A 16,702-nucleotide genomic window follows, 5' to 3' on the forward strand; every position below is an offset into this window, starting at 1 on the left:
TCCCCTTTGTCCGGAGATTGCGCCTCTAAGTGGGTAGGAGGCCTGCCGCGCGATAACTGTCGATCAAGGCGTCGTAGAGGGAGATATCCGAGCGGCTCCGCGCAATGAGCTGAGCGCCGGCGATGGCGGCGAAGATGGCGCGGGCCCTCGGTTCGCTTTCCTCGGCACCGACCACGACCGCAGCGGACAGGACCCTGCTCAGCCACGCCACGTTGACATCGGCAAAGGCCTGGACCTCCTGCTTCACCGCTTCCGGCAGGTCGTCATATTCGGCAGCCATGAAGCTGCAGAGGCACATGCGATTGCCAGCCTCGAGCGATTTGCGAAACACATCAGGGTATCGACGCAGGCAGCGGATCGGATCCGAGGTTTCGGCCAACATGGACTCGAGACCAGCCGCGGTGTCCTCCCAATAACGCCTTACTACCGCGGCGCCGAGATCGGCCTTGCTCGGGAAGTGATAGTAGATGCTCGCGGCCTTGATGCCGACTTCCTCCGCGAGATCGCGGAAATTCAAGCCGCTATAGCCATGCGCCTGCGCGGTCCGTCTGGCCGCCGCCAGAATGGCCTCCTTGGAACTTGAACTCATCGCATTCCCACCGCTTCGTCTCCGCTGACCTACCAAGTGACAGATAGGCGTTGACGGCACGGGTTTGAAGCCATAGATGCTATCTACCAACTGGCAGGTAGAGGTGCGGCATGAATTCCGACAACATCGATTTTGGCGCAACCAAGCCGGCCATGATGACGATTTACGATTGGCCCACCGGCCCTTATCCGGCTCGCGTCCGCATAGCTTTGGCCGAGAAGACGCTGCAGTCGCGCGTCCGGTTCGGGACGGTCGATCTTTGGAAGGGCGAGCACAAGAAACCCGAGTTCCTCGCCAAGAACTACTCAGGCACCTTGCCGGTGCTCGAACTCGATGACGGCACCTTCATTGCCGAGTGTACGGCCATCACCGAATACCTCGACGCGCTCGATGGCGCTCCCACTCTCACCGGCAGGACACCGCGCGAAAAGGGCTTGATCCACATGATGAGCAAGCGCGCCGAGCTGGAGCTGCTCGACGCCATCAGCGTTTATTTCCACCACGCCACGCCGGGGCTTGGTCCCGACGTCGAGACTTATCAGAACGCCGAGTGGGGGTTCCGTCAGCGCGACAAAGCCTTGAAGGGCATGCGCTACCTCGATGCCATTCTAAAAAGGCAGCCGTTCGTCGCCGGCGAGGTCTTCTCTATGGCCGATATCACGGTCATCGGCGGTTTGATCTTTGCTGGACTTGTGAAGCTGCCGGTGCCTGCGGAGTGCGGGGCTCTTCAGGCTTGGTACGCAAGGATGCAGGAACGTCCCAGCGTCAAGAACAGAGTGACGATGTCAGAACCGACCGAGACGCCGGTTTGAAATCGCTGGGGTCGCAAGGGTCTTCATCCTAGCCGCGCTGCGCTGGCCATCGCGGCGCGCACGGCGTCCGCGCGCGGGATCGGCGCCACCGCGCCATAGCCGGTGGTGGCGAGCGCCGCCGCGGTATTGGCATAGAGCGCCGCCTGTTCCGGCGCATCGCCCGCGAGGTGACGGGCCAGGAAGGCGCCGGCGAAGGTGTCGCCGGCGCCGGTCGCATCCACCGCCTTCACGCGGCGCCCGGGGATGGTGCGCCGACCCTGCGGGGTCGCGACCATGGCGCCCTCGGCACCGAGCTTCAGCAGCACCAGCGGCGCCAGCTTCAGGTAGAAATCGGCAATGGCGTCGGGGGCATCGAGGCCGGTCAGCGCCTGGGCATCCTCGAGCGAGGGCAGGGCGATATCGGCCATCGCCACCGCGGCATGCATCACCGCGGCGGCGCGCGAAACCGGCCAGAGACTCTTGCGCAGGTTGGTGTCGTAGGAGACGGCGACGCCCGCCTGCTTCGCGACCGTGATCGCATGGAACACAGCGTCGCAGGCGCTCGTGGAGATCGCCTGGCTGATGCCCGAGACGTGCAGGATGCGGGCGCGCCGGATCGCCGCCTCCGGCACATCGGCCGGCATCATGCGGGCGGCGGCGCTGTTGCTGCGGTAGAAGGTGAAATGGTGGCCGGCCTCGTCATGGGTGACGAAATAGATGCCGGTCGGCGCGGCGGGGTCGCGCTTCACCGTGCTGGCATCCACGCCCTCCTGCTCCCAGAGGCGGAGGAAGGCGCGGCCGGGGGCGTCGTCGCCGATCGCGCTGATGTAGCCGGCGCGGGCGCCGCTGCGCGCCGCGGCGATGGCGGCGTTGGAGGTGTCGCCGCCATGGCCCTGGAGATAGAGCGGGCGTCCATCGGGCTCCGGCGGCCGCTGGTTGAACTCCAGCATGGGCTCGCCCATGCAGAGGAGCTCCGGTGCCGTCGCCGTGGGCGTACTCATATCGCGGCGCGGCCGATTCAGCCCTCCAGGGCCTTCGCCCTTCCGGCCATCGGACGCGCTCATGTCGTTGCGGTGCCCATCGCGGCGTGGGCGGCGGCGATGACCGCGCCGCGGTCGCCGGCGGCGATGAGCTTCTCGTCCACCAGCTTGCCGCCGATGCCGACGAAGGCGGCGCCCGCATCGAGGTAGTCGGGCAGGTTGCGGGCATCGACGCCGCCGGTCGGGCAGAAGACGACCTCCGGGAAGACCGAGCGTAGCGCCTTCACATGCTGGGGCCCGCCGACCGAGGCGGCGGGGAAGATCTTCACCACATCGGCCCCGGCCGCGAGTGCCGCCCGCACTTCCGTGGGGGTCAGGGCGCCGAGCATGGCGCAGGCGCCGGCCTCATGCGCAGGCTCCACGATCGTGGGCTCGACCCAGGGGCTGACCAGGAAGCGCGCCCCGGCATCGAGGCAGGCATAGGCGCCGGCCGCATCCGGCACCGTGCCGGCGCCGACCAGGAGGCGCGGGTCGCTCGCCAAGCCGCGGATCAGGGCCGGCGCATCCGGCACGGTCATGGTGATCTCGAAGATGCTGAGCCCCGCGTCCTGGAGCCAGGCGACGGCGGTCGCGGCGCGGGCGGCGGTCGAGGTGCGGATCACCGGGATCAGCCGGGCGGCGCGGAACTGCGCGATCAGCGGATGCGCGTTGCCGCCATTGGTGGTCGCCATGGGATCCTCCCGGTTCTGGGCCGGGGATGGCAGCGCGATGGGCGCCCGGATGCAAGGGGGCGGTGCTTCAGCCCTGCGTGCGAAGCCAGAGGGTCGCCGTGTCTTCCAGCCGCCGGGCTGCGGCATGCGCCTCGCCGACGCGGCTGCCGAGCTTGCCGAGCTGGTGATGATAGGCCTCGGTGCCGCGCTTTAGCCCGGCTACGGCGCCGCTCAGCTCCGACATGCTGGCGCGGAAGCCGGCCATCGCCCGGGCCTGTTCCTCGAGCGCTGCTTCCAGCCCCCGGATTGCGAGGCGTAGGCGGTTCGCGTCCCGGCCGGGAAAAGGAAGGACCGAGGCGCTGTCGCTGCTGAAACCGGCCATGTTCGTCTCATTTTCCGATAATCATCGCTTCGTGCCCATCATGATACGCGGCTTGGGACGAACGCAATCGGGAAATGAGCCGGGCGGCGAGGCCGTGCCCCGCCGCCCGCGCTATGTCAGAGGCCGTCGCCGGTGCGGGCGAGGGCGGTGCCGGCATGGCCGGCCTGCTGCGGGATCGGTGCGTTACCGCCGGTCGCCGGCAGGACCAGGGCTCGCCGGGTCGGCATGGCGGCGATCAGGCTGACGGCGACCGCCGCCAGATAGGGCACGGACTGCACCAGCAGCACGGCGGTCCAGAGGATCGCCTCCCAGGTGCCGGCCTTGTGCACGATCGTGACACCGATCGCCGAGCCCCAGAGCAGCACCAGCAGCGCCAACTCCTCCCGCGCCATCACCAGGCCCTGCACCAGGGCCGGAGCGTCCTTCATCTTCGGCGTGCGCAGGAAGGGCGCGCGCTTGGTGAAGATGCCGGCGAGCATCGCCTTGCCGATGGTGTGGGTGAGCGCCAGGCCGGCGAAGGCCGCCCCCACCCGGTCGCGCCAGCCGCAGGGCACCCGCGCCGCGTAGAGCGCCATGATCTGCACCAGCTTGAAGAGGAAGAGACCGATGCTCGGCAGCATGAAGAGCAGGATCGGGAACTCCGTCCGCACCGGGGCGAAGATCAGGCCCATCGACCAGGCGATGCCGCCGAGGACGAAGACCAGGCCGAGCGCATCGCCGAACCAGGGCATCCAGCCCATCACGAAGTGCCAGCGCTGGCCCCAGGTCAGGTCGCGGCGGAAGGGGTTCAGCAGGGCGCCGAGATGCCCCTTCATGATCTGCACCGCGCCATAGGCCCAGCGGTGGCGCTGCTTGCGGTAGGCGGCGAAGTCATCCGGCATCACGCCGCGGCCCATGCTGTCGGGCACGTAGACCGCCTCCCAGCCCTGGCGCATCAGCTTGAGGCCGAGTTCGCTGTCCTCGCAGATGCACCACTCCGCCCAGCCGCCGGCATCGACCATCGCGGCCTTGCGGACCAGCGTCATGGTGCCGTGCTGGATGATCGCGTTGCGCTCGTTCCGGGTGACCATGCCCGCCCTGAAGAAGCCGGCGTATTCCCAGAACATCATCCGCTTGAACAGGCTCTCCTTGGCGTCGCGGTAATCCTGCGGGGACTGGGTGAAGCCCACCTTCGGGTCGTTGAAGAAGGGCACCATGCGGCGCAGCCAGTCGGGGTTCACGACGTAGTCGCTATCGATCACGCCGACGACCTCGGCATCATCTGCGGTCTGGCGCAGGCCGAAGTTCAGCGCGCCCGCCTTGAAGCCAGGCCACTTGCCGAGGTGGAAGAAGCGGAACTTCGGGCCGAGCCGCGCGCAATGCTCGGCGACGGGCTCCCAAAGGGCCGGGTCCTTGGTGTTGTTGTCGATGACCAGGACCTCGTAGTCCGGGTAGTCGAGCTCGGCCAGCGCATCGAGCGTCTGGCGCACCATGTGCGGCGGCTCGTTGCAGATCGGGATGTGGATCGAGACCTTGGGCAGCACCATGCCCTCGGGCGCCGGCAGCGCCGGCCAGCGGCGCTTCCAGATGCGGCCGAAGATGGTCTCCGCCAGTTCGAAGCTGTCGGAGAGCAGCAGCGCCAGCAGCATCACCTGGCCCGCCACCAGCACGCCCCAGACCGCGGCGGCCGAGGCCGAGAGATAGGTCTCGCTCATCGCCAGCAGGGTCAGGGTGGTGCCGACCACGAAGAGCTGGGCGAGACCCGCGAGCATCAGCTTGCCCTGCCAGCGGATGTCGGGCCGGCGCTTCAGGAAGAAGAAGCTGGCGGCGAAGGCGAAGAGCGTCGCGCCACCGGCCCAGAGCGGCCAGGCGGGCGTTTCCTGCACCGGGCCGGTCAGGCTCCACTTCGGCTGGCGGTCGAGGTCCAGCATACCCCAATGGCCGGCAGCACGGCCCTCGAAGCTCACCTTCCAGGGCTGGTCGAAGGCTTCCATGACGAAGTAGTTCAGGCCCCGGCGCTGCGCCTCGATGAAGAAGCGGCGCATGAACTCGGCCTGGTTGACGCGGGTCGCGCGGGCGGCGCCGATATCGCGGCCGGCGGACGGCCAGCCGACCTCGCCGATCACGATCGGCTTGCCCGGGAAGCGGGCGGCGATCTGGTCGAGCTTCTCCATGATGAAGCGCAGCGCACCGTCGACCGGCAGCCCTTCCCAGTAGGGCAGCAGGTGGATGGTGATGAAGTCGACCGACTGCGCGAGCTCGGGATGGTCGAGCCAGACATGCCAGGGCTCGGCGGTCGAGACCGGCTGGCGCACCTGGCGGCGCACCTGGTCCATGTAGCCGATGAGTTGCTGCGGCGTCAGGTCGCCGCGCAGCACCGCCTCGTTGCCGACCAGCACGCGGTCGACATTGCGGTTGGCGCGCGCGGTGTCGATCAGGCTGCGGATCTCGGTCGCGTTGCGGTCGAGCCGGCGATCGAGCCAGGAGCCGAGGGTGACGCGCAGGTCGAGGCCCTGGGAAGCGGCGAGTTCCGGGATCCGTTCCAGCCCGCCATGCACGGCGTAGGTGCGGATGTTGCGGGTCATCGGCGCGACGGTGCGCAGGTCGCCGGCGATCTCCTCGGCCGACGGCCAGTTATTGCCCTCGGCGGACTGGCCGCGCTGGTAGGGGGCGAAGGCGAGGCCCGCGACCTGGCCGTTGAAATCGGGCAGGGCGGCCGGCCGGTTCAGCGCCCACCAGGCGCCGAGATGCGCCAGCGCGACCAGGGCGAGGATCGCCAGGGTCGCCGGGTGGAACAGCGAACGGGTGCGACCCTTGCCGGCCTTGGCGAGTGAAAGCGGTCGGACGGGTGCGTTCATGGACGCGGTCTCTCCGGTGACACGGGTGGGCTCCTCCCCGGGCTGCCCCCGGCGCGTCTGGCCGGGCGAGACGGGGCGATGCGTCGTGCCTTGCGGAGGATAAAACCCGATCAGTGCGGCGCCGACCGGACCGGATCGTGGCGATTTTGCGGCGCAACAGGTCGTGAGGTGGGGTTGCCACCGGCGATCGCGTCTCAAATTCGCAGTCCTCGGTGCTTTCCGTGCGGAAATGCAACTATGGCGGGTGACTCGCCTGGCGGGCGGATTCACACCTCCGAGCGATTCCGCCCTCCGGCGATCTGCTCTAGAAGCCCCGCATGGCTGTCGCGCTCGAAATCCTCATCATCCTCCTGCTGGTCCTGGTGAATGGCGTCTTCGCGATGAGCGAGCTCGCCATCGTCTCCGCGCGCCGCTCCCGCCTGCAGGCCGAGCAGCGGCGGGGCAGCGAGGGCGCCGCGGCGGCGCTGGCGCTCGCCGAGGATCCGCAGCGCTTCCTGCCCACCGTGCAGGTCGGCATCACCATGGTTGGCGTGCTGGCCGGCGCCTTCGGTGGCGCCCGGCTCGGCGCCAAGCTCGGCGAGGTGCTGGCCACCATCCCGGGCATAGCGCCCTATGCCCATGAGGTCGCCTTCGCGGTGGTGGTGCTGCTGATCACCTACCTGTCGCTGATCCTGGGCGAGCTGGTGCCGAAGCAGTTGGCGCTCCGGCATCCGGAGCGGATCGCGAGCCTCATGGCGCGGCCGCTCTCGGGGCTGGCGCGGGTCTCGGGGCCGGTGGTCTGGCTGCTCGGCCGCTCCTCCTCGCTGGTGCTGCGGGCGTTCGGCGCCACCCGGTCGGTGAACCAGGGGGTGACGGAAGAGGAGGTGAAGGCGGTGGTCGCGGAGGGCGCCCAGGCCGGCGCGCTCGAGACCGAGGAGCGGCACATGATCGAGCGCGTGCTGCGCCTGGCCGACAAGCCGGTGCGTGCGCTGATGACGCCGCGCCCGGAAGTCGCCTGGATCGACCAGGCCGACACGCCGGAGATGCTGTCCGAGCGCCTGCGCGCCGAGACGGTGACCCGCTTCGTGGTCGCCGACGGGCGGGTCGACAATGTGGTCGGCGTCGTCATCGCGAAGGACCTGCTCGACCAGTTGCTGCGCGGGGAGACGATGTCGCTCGCCGCCGCGCTGCGGCAGCCGATGGTGCTGCCGGACACGCTCTCCGCCCTCGATGCCATGGAGCGGCTGAAGGGCGATCGGCTGGGGCTCGCGCTGGTGATGGACGAATACGGCAGCTTCGAGGGGGTGGTCACCGCCTCCGACCTGCTGGAAGCGATCATCGGTGAGCTGGAGCCGTCGCCGCCGCCGGGTGCGGCCGGGGCGGTGACGCGCCATGACGGCAGTCTGCTGCTGGACGGCATGCTGCCCTCGGACGAGCTGCGCGCCCGGCTGGATCTGCCGCAACTGCCGGCGGCCGGCACCTATCACACGGTCGCGGGGCTGATGCTGGCGCTGCTGAAGCGGGTACCGAAGGAGGGCGACCGCATCGCCTGGGCCGGCTGGCGCTTCGAGATCGTGGACATGGACGGCCGCCGCGTCGACAAGGTGCTGGCCATCAGGGACGAGACCCCGCCCATCTAACTCATGCTTTCGATCATCTCTCTTACTTTGGGATAGATCTCGGTCTGCCAGCGGCGGCCGTTGAAGACGCCGTAATGGCCGACGCCGGTCTGCAGGTGGTAGTGGCGCATGTTGACGGGGATCGAGCGGCAGAGGTCGAGTGCCGCCATGGTCTGGCCGACCGAGCAGATGTCGTCGCGCTCGCCCTCCACCACCATCAGCGCGGCGCGACGGATCGATTCCGGCCGCACCGGGCGGCCGCGCCATTCGAGCGTGCCGGTCGCCAACTGGTGCTGCTGGAAGATGCGCGAGACGGTCTCCAGGAAGAAGGCGGCGGGCAGGTCCATCACCGCGAAGTATTCCTCGTAGAACTCGGTGTGGGTCGCGGCGGCGACGGCGTCGCTGTTGAAGATGCTGCGCATCTGGCCGATATGCGCCGCGATGTGCCGTCCCAGGTTCATGCTCACGAAGGCGGTCAACTGGGTGTGCCCGGGATAGACCCGGCGGCCGCCGCCGGCGAAACGCCAGGGCACGGTCGCGATCAGGTTCTTCTCGAACCAGGTGATCGGATGCTCGTTGGCCAGCTTGTTGACCTTGGTCGGCGAGACGCGGGTGTCGATGGGACCTGCCATCAGCGTCATGCTGCGCGGCCCGCAGCGGTCGCGATCCTCGGCCATGATGGCAGCGGCGGCGAGCACCGGGACCGATGGCTGGCAGACCGCCAGCACATGCGAACCCTGACCCATGGCGCGCAGGAATTCCATGACGTGCGCGACGTAGTCGTCGAAGCCGAATTCGCCGGCGCTGAGCGGGATGTCGCGCGGGTTGTGCCAGTCGGTGATGTGGACGTCGAAGTCGGGCAGCATCGTCTCGACCGTGCCGCGCAGCAGCGTCGCGAAGTGGCCGGACATCGGGGCCACGACCAGCACCTTCGGCTGCTCCGTGACGCCGTCCTTCGCGAAGCGCAGCAGCGACGCGAAGGGGGTCCGCATCACCACCTCCTCGCGCACGGCGACGTCGGCATTGCCATGGCGTGTGGTGGTGAAGCCGAAGGGCGGGCGGCGATGCGTCACCGCCAAGCCGCCCAGGACATCGAGCGCGGCGGCGAGCTGGCGGAGCGCGAAGCCCTCCGGCGCCTGGCCGGCGCCGGCGAGCAGGAGGCGGGCGGCCGAGCGCGCGGCTGAGCGCAGCGGCGTCGCGATGTCGTCCTGCAAAGTGGCCAGGCTGTAGAGCATCAGGAACGCATACCACGCCGCGCGGCAGGGTTCATGGTATCGTGCGGCCCGCGGCGTTGATATCCTTCATCACGCGCGAATACGGGGATCGGGGCATGGCGGAAGCGACGCTGTTCATCACCAGCCGGAACTACTCCTCCTGGTCGCTGCGCGGCTGGCTGCTCTGCCGCATCGCCGGGCTGCCCTTCCATGCCGAGGCGATCTCGCCCGACGATCCCAGGGTGAAGGAGGAGCTGCTGATGCGCGCCTCCTCGATCCGCTACCCGGCACTGGTGCATGACGGTGTGAAGGTGTGGGACACGCTCGGCATCGCCGAATACCTCGCCGACGCTTTCCCGGATTCGAACCTGTTGCCCGAGGGCCGGCAGGCGCGGGCACTCTGCCGGTCGATCTCCGGGGAGATGCATTCGGGCTTCTCCGCGCTGCGCTCCTCGCTGCCGATGAACATCCGGGCGCGGCGGCCGGGCTTCCGCATCTGGTCCGGGCCGCGGGCCGACATCGCCGCGGTGAATGCGATCTGGGAGGATTGCATCGCCCGCTCCGGCGGGCCCTTCCTGTTCGGCGCGCGTCCGAGCATCGCGGACGCGATGTACGCGCCCGTGGTCAGCCGCTACCTCACCTATGACGTCGCGATGGCGGGTGCCTGCCGCGTCTTCGCCGACGCGGTGCTCGGCTGGGACGCGATGCAGGACTGGATCCGCGATGCCTTGGCTGAGCCCGAGGAGATCGCCGAGCTCGACATCGAGTTCTGAGCGTCCGATGACCGGAGGGCCGAAGGGCCCGGAGGTCTGAATCGGACGCTCCACTGACAAGGTCCCGATGACCGGAGGGGTCCGACGCATGCGTCGGACGGGCCCGGAGGTCTGAATCGGCCGCTCCACCTAAAAGGCGCCAGCCTCACGGCCGGGGCGGCGCGCTGGTCCAGGTGCCGGGGGCAGGCACCGGGGCGGGACCTTCCGCGTCCTCCGTGCCGAAATCGGCCGGGCCCACCACCTCCAGATATTCCATGTCGGGCGAGTAGTCATAGAGATAGTGCCGGATGCCCGGCCGCTGGTGGACGCAGTCGCCCGCTTCGACCAGCGTGTCCTTGTCCTCGTACATGAACTTCGCCCAGCCCTTGAGCATGAGCACGATATGGAACTGGGCCTGGTGGGTGTGCCAGCCAGTGCCCTTCTCCGGCGCCTCGTTGGCGCGGACGAGCTGGGCGATCACGCGCCCGCCGGTGGCGGCGGCGACGCCGAGATCCTTGTATTCGAAGAAGGCGCGTAGCCCATCGAGGCGCCAGGGCGTATCGGCGGGCTTTACGTGCGCGAAGAGATTGACCTGCGGCTGATCGAGCATGGCTTGGGCCTCCTCTGGCGCGGCAGCCGGCAGGATCGCGCCCATGCCGCGCGCTCAGTCCTCGGGTTTTCCGTGCGGGCGTCGTCCTCGGACATTGCATCCTCGCTCCACCCGATGCTGCGGTGCAAATGAATTCGCTGCGCCGCAGCAAGACGGAACGCCGGCGCAGCGGTGCCCCAGCCTTTCCGTGCCGTCGCCGCCGCGCCTATCTTCGTGGGCTTATCCGGGGGAACGGGCATGACGGTGCAGGGCATGGGCGCGCGGCGGGAGGCGCTGGACGAGGCGCAGCGCACCCGTGTCCTGCATGCGATCGAACGCAAGCTGCTCTGGCTCTCCTCCTGGATGATCCACACCGCGAACCACATCCGGCCAAACCGCGACGGGCTGAAGGTGGGCGGGCACCAGGCATCCTGCGCCTCGATCATCTCGATCATGACGGCGCTCTACTTCAACATCCTGAAGCCGTCCGACCGGGTTGCGGTGAAGCCGCATGCGGGGCCGGTCTTCCACGCCATCAACTACCTGTTCGGCCGCCAGAGCCGGGAGAAGCTGGCGACCTTGCGCGCCTTTGGCGGCATCCAGCCCTATCCGTCGCGCGTGAAGGACGGGGCGGAGGTCGATTTCTCGACCGGGTCCGTCGGGCTCGGCGTCGCGCTCGCGACCTTCGGATCCCTGGTGCAGGACTATGTGCACCTGCATGGGCTGGCGCGTCCGGACGTGCCGGCCGGTCGGCACATCGCGCTGGTGGGCGATGCCGAGCTTGATGAAGGCAATATCTATGAGGCCCTGCTGGAAGGCTGGAAGCACGATATCCGCAATATCTGGTGGATCGTCGACTACAACCGCCAGAGCCTGGACAGCGTGGTGCCGGACCGCCTCTTCGGCCGCATCGAGGGCCTGTTCCGCGACATGGGCTGGAACGTCGTCACCCTCAAATACGGGCGCAAGCTGCAGGCCGCCTTCGCGCGGGAGGATGGGGAGGCGCTGCGCCGCTGGATCGACGACTGCCCGAACAGCCTCTATTCGGCGCTGACCTTCCAGGGCGGCGGCGCCTGGCGCAACGCGGTGCTGGCCGATCTCGGGCGCAGTGCCGGCGTGCGCGCCATCATCGACCCGCTGTCGGATGACGAGCTGTCGGCGCTGATGACCAATCTCGGCGGCCACGACATCGAGACGCTGACCGAGGCCTTCCGCGCCCAGGATGCCGAGGGCGACCAGCCGACCTGCTTCATCGCCTACACCATCAAGGGCATGGGCCTGCCCTTCGCGGGGCACAAGGACAACCATGCCGGGCTGATGACCCGCGAGCAGATGGAGGAATTCAAGCGGGTGATGGAGATCCGCGACGGGCATGAATGGGATCCCTTCGAGGGCCTCGGCATCCCGGAGCCGGAGCTTCGTGCCTTCATCGACGGGGTGCCCTTCGCGACGCCGGTGGCGCCCGAAGGCCGGGCGCTGAGCAGTCCGATCGTCGCCGTGCCGCCGGTGCTGCCGCTGCCGAAGCTGCCGCCGGGCCGCAAGCTCGCGACCCAGACCGCCTTCGGCGAGATCCTGGCCGAGATCGGGCGCGGGCAGGGCGGGTTCGCGGAGCTCGCGAGCCGTATCGTGACGACCAGCCCGGACGTCACCGTCTCGACCAATCTCGGCCCCTGGGTGAACCGGCGCGGCATCTTCGACCGGCACAAGAAGAACGACGTCTTCCGCGACGCCAAGCTCGCCTCTGCACAGCGCTGGGGCATGTCGCCCGAGGGCCAGCATGTCGAGCTCGGCATCGCCGAGCAGAACCTGTTCCTGCTGCTCGGCGGGCTCGGGCTGGCGCATAGCCTCTACGGCGCGCGGCTGCTGCCGATCGGGACGGTCTACGATCCCTTCGTCAATCGCGGCCTCGATGCGCTGATCTATGGCTGCTACCAGGATGCGCGCTTCCTGCTGGTCTCGACGCCCTCCGGCCTGACCCTGGCGCCGGAGGGCGGGCAGCATCAGTCGATCAACACGCCGCTGATCGGCATGGCGCAGGACCGGCTGGCGAGCTTCGAGCCGGCGCATGCCGACGAGCTGGCGATCCTGCTGCGCCATTGCTTCGAGCATATGCAGAAGCCGGACGGCAGCGCCGCCTGGCTGAGGCTCTCGACCCGCGGCCTGGTGCAGCCGGAGCGCGTGCCGGACCCGGCGGCGGTGATCGCCGGTGCGCACTGGGCGGTGCCGCCGGCGCCGGGTGCGCGCATCGCCATCGCCTATCAAGGGCCGGTCGCGACCGAGGCCGAGGCCGCTTTTGCGGAACTGCGCACCGAGGAACCGGGGGCGGGGCTGCTCGCCATCACCAGCCCCGACCGGCTGCATGCCGATTGGCTGGCGGCACGCCGGGCCGGGCGCGCCGGCGCGGCGCAGCTCTCGCATGTCGAGCGCATCCTGGCGCCGATGGCACTCGGATCGGCGCTGGTGACGGTGCTGGACGGGCATCCGGCGGCGCATGCCTGGCTCGGCGCGGTGCGTGGGCAACGCCTGGTGCCGCTTGGCGTTGACCACTTCGGCCAGGCCGGCGACATCCCGGCGCTCTATGCGGAATACGGGCTCGACGAGAGCGCGATCCTGGATGCCTGCGCCGAGGCGCTGCTGGCGATCTGAGAAAAAATCCGGGGGCGGATGTCACACCAGCCGGGCCTGCCTCGTCCTGGATGCGAAGGCGCGGCTCTGCGCCCGCAGATGGAGACGATGATGACCCCGAGACTGAACCCCCAGGCCGCTGCTCCCGAGATGATCCGCGCCATGCTGGCGCTGGAGAACGCGGTGGCGGAGGCCGGCATCGAACGCAGCCTCTATGAGCTGGTGAAGACCCGCGCCTCGCAGATCAATGGCTGCGCCTTCTGCCTGCACATGCACACCAACGACGCGCGCAGGCTGGGCGAGACCGAGGACCGGTTGCACCTGCTGGCCGCCTGGCGCGAATCACCGCTCTACAGTGATCGGGAACGCGCAGCGCTGGGCTGGACCGAGGCCTTGACCCGCCTCGCCGATACCCATGCGCCGGATGCCGACTACCAGGCGCTCAAGGCGCAGTTCACGGAGAAGGAACAGGTGGTGCTCACCATGATGATCGTCACGATCAATGGCTGGAACCGCTTGGCGGTGGGCTTCCGGGCCATCCATCCGGTGACGGTGGCCCGTGCCGCCTGAACCCGTCCCGCCGATGGAGGAGGCGGCGCTTGCCGCCTTCCAGGCGCTGCGGCCGCGGCTGCAGCGCCTTGCGCACCGCATGCTGGGCTCGGCCGCGGAGGCCGAGGATGCGGTGCAGGAGGCCTGGCTGCGCTGGGACCGCACGGATCCCGCCACGGTGCGGGAGCCGGCCGCCTTCCTGACCCGGGTGGTGACGCGGCTCTGCCTCGATCAGCTCAAATCGGCCAGGGCGCGGCGGGAGACCTATATCGGTCCCTGGCTGCCCGAGCCGGTGCTGGAACCGGTGGAGGAGGAAGCTGAGGATCTGACCACCACGCTCTTGCTGGCGCTGGAGCGGCTGACGCCGCTGGAGCGTGCGGCCTTCCTGCTGCACGACGTCTTCGGTCTGGGCTTCGAGGAGGTGGCGCGCACCATCGACCGTGACCCGGCCGCCTGCCGCCAGCTCGCCAGTCGGGCGCGAGGGCATGTGCGGGAAGCGCGGCCGCGCCACCCCGTGGCCGAGGCGGAGGGGCAGGCGATCGCCGACGCCTTCTTTCATGCCTCCCGGAACGGCGACCTCGCGACCCTGCGGACCTTGCTGGCCGACGGCGTGATCCTGCATGCCGATGGCGGCGGCAAGCGCCCGGCTCTGCTCCACGTCCTGGAAGGCCTGGAGAAGGTGGCGCACTTCTTTGAGGGGCTGGCGAAGAAGGGGCTCTACAACCTGGGCGTGCCGCCGCTCCATCGTGGGTTGGTCGATGGGCTGCCCGGCTACGTCACCCTGGAGAAGGATGGGGTGCCGCAGACCACCGCGCTCGCGATCGAAGACGGGCGGATCGTCGCGATCTACACCATGCGCAACCCCGATAAGCTGGGCAGCGTCGCCCTGCGGCTGATGGGGGCTGGGGCGTAAGGTCACTGCGATTTTGCACGGCACCCGAAACGAACCGGCCGTTCGCCCCGCCCACTCCAGGACGCAGGGTCAGGGGACGGACGGCCGGAATCAAGGGGGTGCGCTTCCCGCCTTGGAACATTCACCCTTCTGCGCTACACGCCCCGCTTCTCGGCCGCCTCGGGAATCCCGCGGGCGTGGTGGAACTGGCAGACACGCTGGATTTAGGTTCCAGTGGCGCAAGCCGTGGGGGTTCAAATCCCTCCGCCCGCACCAGGAGCCCGCGCGGCCGAAACGCATGTCCACGTCCAGAGCAGGTGAATTAAGTCTATGCAGGTGACCGAGGTCGCGAATGACGGGCTGAAGCGGGCCTTCACCATCACGGTGCCGGCCAGCGCCATTGCCGCCAACCGCGACAAGCGCCTGAAGGCGCTCGCCAAGGACATCAACCTGCCCGGCTTCCGCCCCGGCAAGGTGCCGGCGCATCTGGTGAAGCAGCGCTACGGCTCGGCCGTCCTCGGCGAGGTGCTGGAGCAGTCGGTGCAGGAGGCGACGCAGCAGGTCGTCAGCGATCGCGGCCTGCGCCCGGCGCAGCAGCCGAAGATCGAGGTGGTGAACTTCGCCGATGGCGCCGACCTCGAGTTCCGCATGGATTTCGAGATCCTGCCCGAGATACCCATGCCCGATTTCGCCGCGATCACCGTCGAGCGGCTGAAGGCCGAGCCCTCCGAGGAGAGCCTCCAGAAGGCGCTGCAGAGCATCGCCGACCGCAACCGCGCCTTCGAGGACGTCCCCGAGGTGCGCCCGGCCGTGACCGGCGACATCGTCTCGGCCGATTTCGTTGGCCGCGTGGTGCCGAACCTGCTCTCCAACCCGGGTGTCGAAGGCGCTGTCGCCGGCGAGCCGGGCACCCTGCCGACCGGCTTCGAGGCCCTGCCAGGCGCCGCCTTCGCCGTGGTTGGCGCCGGCCGCGACAACGGCATCGCCTATGTCGACCTGCGCTTCACCGGCCAGGGCGGCGCCATCGCCCTCGGGGCGCCGGTGGACCTCACCAAGGGTGAGGCGGTGCTCTCCGCCGGCCTCACGATCCAGTCCGGCAGCGCCGGCGCGATCGCCTTCCATGTCGAGGAGATCAAGGACGACGCCGTCCTGCGCGCGCTGACCATCCAGCTTGCGCAGCTTGGCGCCGGCCGCGCCGAGGCGCGCTTCCAGCTCACCGGTGACGCTGCGGCGACCCGGCCGATCCTGGCGGTGAGCGGCGAGGGGATCGACATCACGCTCCGCCTGTCGCTGCCGCGCTATGCGGCGGCCGACGCCGTGCTGCCGGAGCCCTTCCCGGGCGGCACCGCGACCGATGCGCCGGTCGAGATCGGCGGCGGCAACTTCATCCCGGGCTTCGCCGAGCAGCTCGAAGGCATCATGCCGGGCGAGCAGCGCGACATCAGCGTCGCCTTCCCGGGCAATTACGGCTCGGCCGCGCTGGCGGGGAAGGAGGCGATCTTCGCCATCACCGCCAAGGGTCTGAAGCGGGCCGTGGCCAAGCCGATCGACGACGAGCTTGCCAAGGGCATCGGCTTCGAGGGGTTGGAGCCGCTGAAGGACGTGATCCGCGAGCAGCTCCAGCGCGAATACGACCAGCTTTCCCGCATGAAGGTGAAGCGCGCCCTGCTCGACAAGCTGGCCGAGAAGGCGGAGTTCACGGTGCCGGAGGGCATGGTGGACGCCGAGTTCCAGCAGATCTGGGAGCGGGTCGAGGCCGATCTCAAGGCCGGACGGCTCGATGCCGAGGATGCCGGCAAGGACGAGGCGGCTTTGAAGGCCGAGTACCGCGCGATCGCCGAGCGGCGCATCCGGCTCGGCCTGCTGCTCTCGGAGATCGGCCGCACCAACAACGTGCAGGTGACCGCCGACGAAATGCAGCGCGCCATGCGCCAGGAGGCCGGGCGCTACCCGGGCCAGGAACAGCAGGTGCTGGAGTTCTTCCGCAAGAACCCGCAGGCGGCCGAGAACCTGCGCGCGCCGATCTTCGAGGAGAAGGTCGTCGATTTCATGCTCGAGCTCGCGAAGGTCGAGGATCGCCAGGTGACGCCGGACGAGCTCTCGGCGGCCGCTTCCGCCTGACCTTCAGTATACATCGAGGGCGCTCATGGCGCGGCCTGGGGAAGCCCGGGCCGCGCCATTGTTTTGTTGTGGA

13 protein-coding genes, 1 tRNA gene and 2 pseudogenes are annotated in these 16,702 nt (G+C 69.0%); 9 read left to right on the plus strand and 7 right to left on the minus strand.

The window, feature by feature from the left end:
- Positions 1 to 25: 25 nt before the first annotated feature.
- Complete coding sequence (locus tag GXW71_RS06660) at positions 26 to 589, minus strand: TetR/AcrR family transcriptional regulator (RefSeq protein ID WP_211851637.1); 564 nt, start codon at positions 587 to 589, stop codon at positions 26 to 28.
- Positions 590 to 699: 110 nt separating this feature from the next.
- Here GXW71_RS06660 and GXW71_RS06665 point away from each other — a divergent pair, with 110 nt between their 5' ends.
- On the plus strand, positions 700 to 1,401 hold the full coding sequence (locus GXW71_RS06665) for a glutathione S-transferase (protein WP_246526352.1): 702 nt from the start codon (positions 700 to 702) through the stop codon (positions 1,399 to 1,401).
- Between the two features lie 23 nt (positions 1,402 to 1,424).
- Here the strand turns inward: GXW71_RS06665 and GXW71_RS06670 are convergent, their stop codons facing one another.
- The 4 genes from GXW71_RS06670 to GXW71_RS06685 all read right to left on the minus strand — a co-directional run bounded on the left by GXW71_RS06670 (position 1,425) and on the right by GXW71_RS06685 (position 6,289).
- A complete protein-coding gene (locus GXW71_RS06670; protein WP_211851638.1) occupies positions 1,425 to 2,381 on the minus strand; it encodes a sugar kinase in 957 nt (318 codons plus the stop codon).
- 59 nt (positions 2,382 to 2,440) lie between these two features.
- Complete coding sequence (locus tag GXW71_RS06675; RefSeq protein ID WP_211851639.1) at positions 2,441 to 3,091, minus strand: bifunctional 4-hydroxy-2-oxoglutarate aldolase/2-dehydro-3-deoxy-phosphogluconate aldolase; 651 nt, start codon at positions 3,089 to 3,091, stop codon at positions 2,441 to 2,443.
- A 67-nt stretch (positions 3,092 to 3,158) separates the two neighbouring features.
- On the minus strand, positions 3,159 to 3,452 hold the full coding sequence (locus tag GXW71_RS06680; protein WP_211851640.1) for a hypothetical protein: 294 nt from the start codon (positions 3,450 to 3,452) through the stop codon (positions 3,159 to 3,161).
- Between the two features lie 116 nt (positions 3,453 to 3,568).
- Positions 3,569 to 6,289: a glycosyltransferase gene (locus tag GXW71_RS06685; RefSeq protein ID WP_211851641.1), complete on the minus strand. Its 2,721-nt coding sequence runs from the start codon at positions 6,287 to 6,289 to the stop codon at positions 3,569 to 3,571.
- Between the two features lie 317 nt (positions 6,290 to 6,606).
- On the opposite strand from GXW71_RS06685, the gene GXW71_RS06690 reads away from it, so the two are divergent.
- On the plus strand, positions 6,607 to 7,908 hold the full coding sequence (locus GXW71_RS06690) for a hemolysin family protein (protein WP_211851642.1): 1,302 nt from the start codon (positions 6,607 to 6,609) through the stop codon (positions 7,906 to 7,908).
- Here the strand turns inward: GXW71_RS06690 and GXW71_RS06695 are convergent.
- Positions 7,905 to 9,122, minus strand: a complete 1,218-nt coding sequence (locus GXW71_RS06695; RefSeq protein ID WP_211851643.1) for a polyhydroxyalkanoate depolymerase — start codon at positions 9,120 to 9,122, stop codon at positions 7,905 to 7,907. The two genes, GXW71_RS06690 and GXW71_RS06695, sit on opposite strands and share 4 nt — an antisense overlap.
- Positions 9,123 to 9,217: 95 nt before the next feature.
- Between GXW71_RS06695 and GXW71_RS06700 the strand changes: the two genes are divergently transcribed.
- Positions 9,218 to 9,874, plus strand: coding sequence for a glutathione S-transferase (locus GXW71_RS06700; protein WP_211851644.1), 657 nt, complete (start codon positions 9,218 to 9,220; stop codon positions 9,872 to 9,874).
- Positions 9,875 to 10,019: 145 nt separating this feature from the next.
- Here the strand turns inward: GXW71_RS06700 and GXW71_RS06705 are convergent, their stop codons facing one another.
- Positions 10,020 to 10,463 carry a cupin domain-containing protein gene (locus GXW71_RS06705; RefSeq protein WP_211851645.1) on the minus strand — a complete coding sequence of 148 codons (444 nt, stop codon included), beginning with the start codon at positions 10,461 to 10,463 and terminating at the stop codon, positions 10,020 to 10,022.
- Between the two features lie 237 nt (positions 10,464 to 10,700).
- On the opposite strand from GXW71_RS06705, the gene GXW71_RS06710 reads away from it, so the two are divergent.
- From GXW71_RS06710 to tig, 6 genes and pseudogenes are all read left to right on the plus strand, one after another.
- Positions 10,701 to 13,088 carry a transketolase gene (locus GXW71_RS06710; RefSeq protein ID WP_456315982.1) on the plus strand — a complete coding sequence of 796 codons (2,388 nt, stop codon included), beginning with the start codon at positions 10,701 to 10,703 and terminating at the stop codon, positions 13,086 to 13,088.
- Between the two features lie 90 nt (positions 13,089 to 13,178).
- Positions 13,179 to 13,637 carry a carboxymuconolactone decarboxylase family protein gene (locus tag GXW71_RS06715; protein WP_211851646.1) on the plus strand — a complete coding sequence of 153 codons (459 nt, stop codon included), beginning with the start codon at positions 13,179 to 13,181 and terminating at the stop codon, positions 13,635 to 13,637.
- Complete coding sequence (locus tag GXW71_RS06720) at positions 13,627 to 14,529, plus strand: sigma-70 family RNA polymerase sigma factor (RefSeq protein WP_367617260.1); 903 nt, start codon at positions 13,627 to 13,629, stop codon at positions 14,527 to 14,529. The genes GXW71_RS06715 and GXW71_RS06720 overlap by 11 nt, the downstream gene beginning before the upstream one ends.
- Before the next feature lie 170 nt (positions 14,530 to 14,699).
- Positions 14,700 to 14,784, plus strand: a tRNA-Leu gene (locus GXW71_RS06725).
- A gap of 54 nt (positions 14,785 to 14,838) precedes the next feature.
- Positions 14,839 to 15,255 (plus strand): annotated as a pseudogene (locus GXW71_RS34710) (trigger factor); the annotation flags it as partial.
- Between the two features lie 585 nt (positions 15,256 to 15,840).
- Positions 15,841 to 16,629 (plus strand): annotated as a pseudogene (tig, locus tag GXW71_RS34715) (trigger factor); the annotation flags it as partial.
- Positions 16,630 to 16,702: the final 73 nt, after the last annotated feature.

The organism is Plastoroseomonas hellenica (assembly GCF_018129085.1).
GTDB lineage: Bacteria > Pseudomonadota > Alphaproteobacteria > Acetobacterales > Acetobacteraceae > Plastoroseomonas > Plastoroseomonas hellenica.

What these genes read in the sequence shown, in the direction of transcription:
- GXW71_RS06665 (WP_246526352.1), top strand. Translation starts at nt 700, where the DNA reads ATGAATTCCGACAACATCGATTTTGGCGCAACCAAGCCGGCCATGATG.
- GXW71_RS06675 (WP_211851639.1), bottom strand. Translation starts at nt 3,091, where the DNA reads ATGGCGACCACCAATGGCGGCAACGCGCATCCGCTGATCGCGCAGTTC.
- GXW71_RS06690 (WP_211851642.1), top strand. Translation starts at nt 6,607, where the DNA reads ATGGCTGTCGCGCTCGAAATCCTCATCATCCTCCTGCTGGTCCTGGTG.
- GXW71_RS06710 (WP_456315982.1), top strand. Translation starts at nt 10,701, where the DNA reads ATGACGGTGCAGGGCATGGGCGCGCGGCGGGAGGCGCTGGACGAGGCG.
- GXW71_RS06660 (WP_211851637.1), bottom strand. Translation starts at nt 589, where the DNA reads ATGAGTTCAAGTTCCAAGGAGGCCATTCTGGCGGCGGCCAGACGGACC.
- GXW71_RS06715 (WP_211851646.1), top strand. Translation starts at nt 13,179, where the DNA reads ATGACCCCGAGACTGAACCCCCAGGCCGCTGCTCCCGAGATGATCCGC.
- GXW71_RS06685 (WP_211851641.1), bottom strand. Translation starts at nt 6,289, where the DNA reads ATGAACGCACCCGTCCGACCGCTTTCACTCGCCAAGGCCGGCAAGGGT.
- GXW71_RS06695 (WP_211851643.1), bottom strand. Translation starts at nt 9,122, where the DNA reads ATGCTCTACAGCCTGGCCACTTTGCAGGACGACATCGCGACGCCGCTG.
- GXW71_RS06705 (WP_211851645.1), bottom strand. Translation starts at nt 10,463, where the DNA reads ATGCTCGATCAGCCGCAGGTCAATCTCTTCGCGCACGTAAAGCCCGCC.
- GXW71_RS06700 (WP_211851644.1), top strand. Translation starts at nt 9,218, where the DNA reads ATGGCGGAAGCGACGCTGTTCATCACCAGCCGGAACTACTCCTCCTGG.
- GXW71_RS06670 (WP_211851638.1), bottom strand. Translation starts at nt 2,381, where the DNA reads ATGAGTACGCCCACGGCGACGGCACCGGAGCTCCTCTGCATGGGCGAG.
- GXW71_RS06680 (WP_211851640.1), bottom strand. Translation starts at nt 3,452, where the DNA reads ATGGCCGGTTTCAGCAGCGACAGCGCCTCGGTCCTTCCTTTTCCCGGC.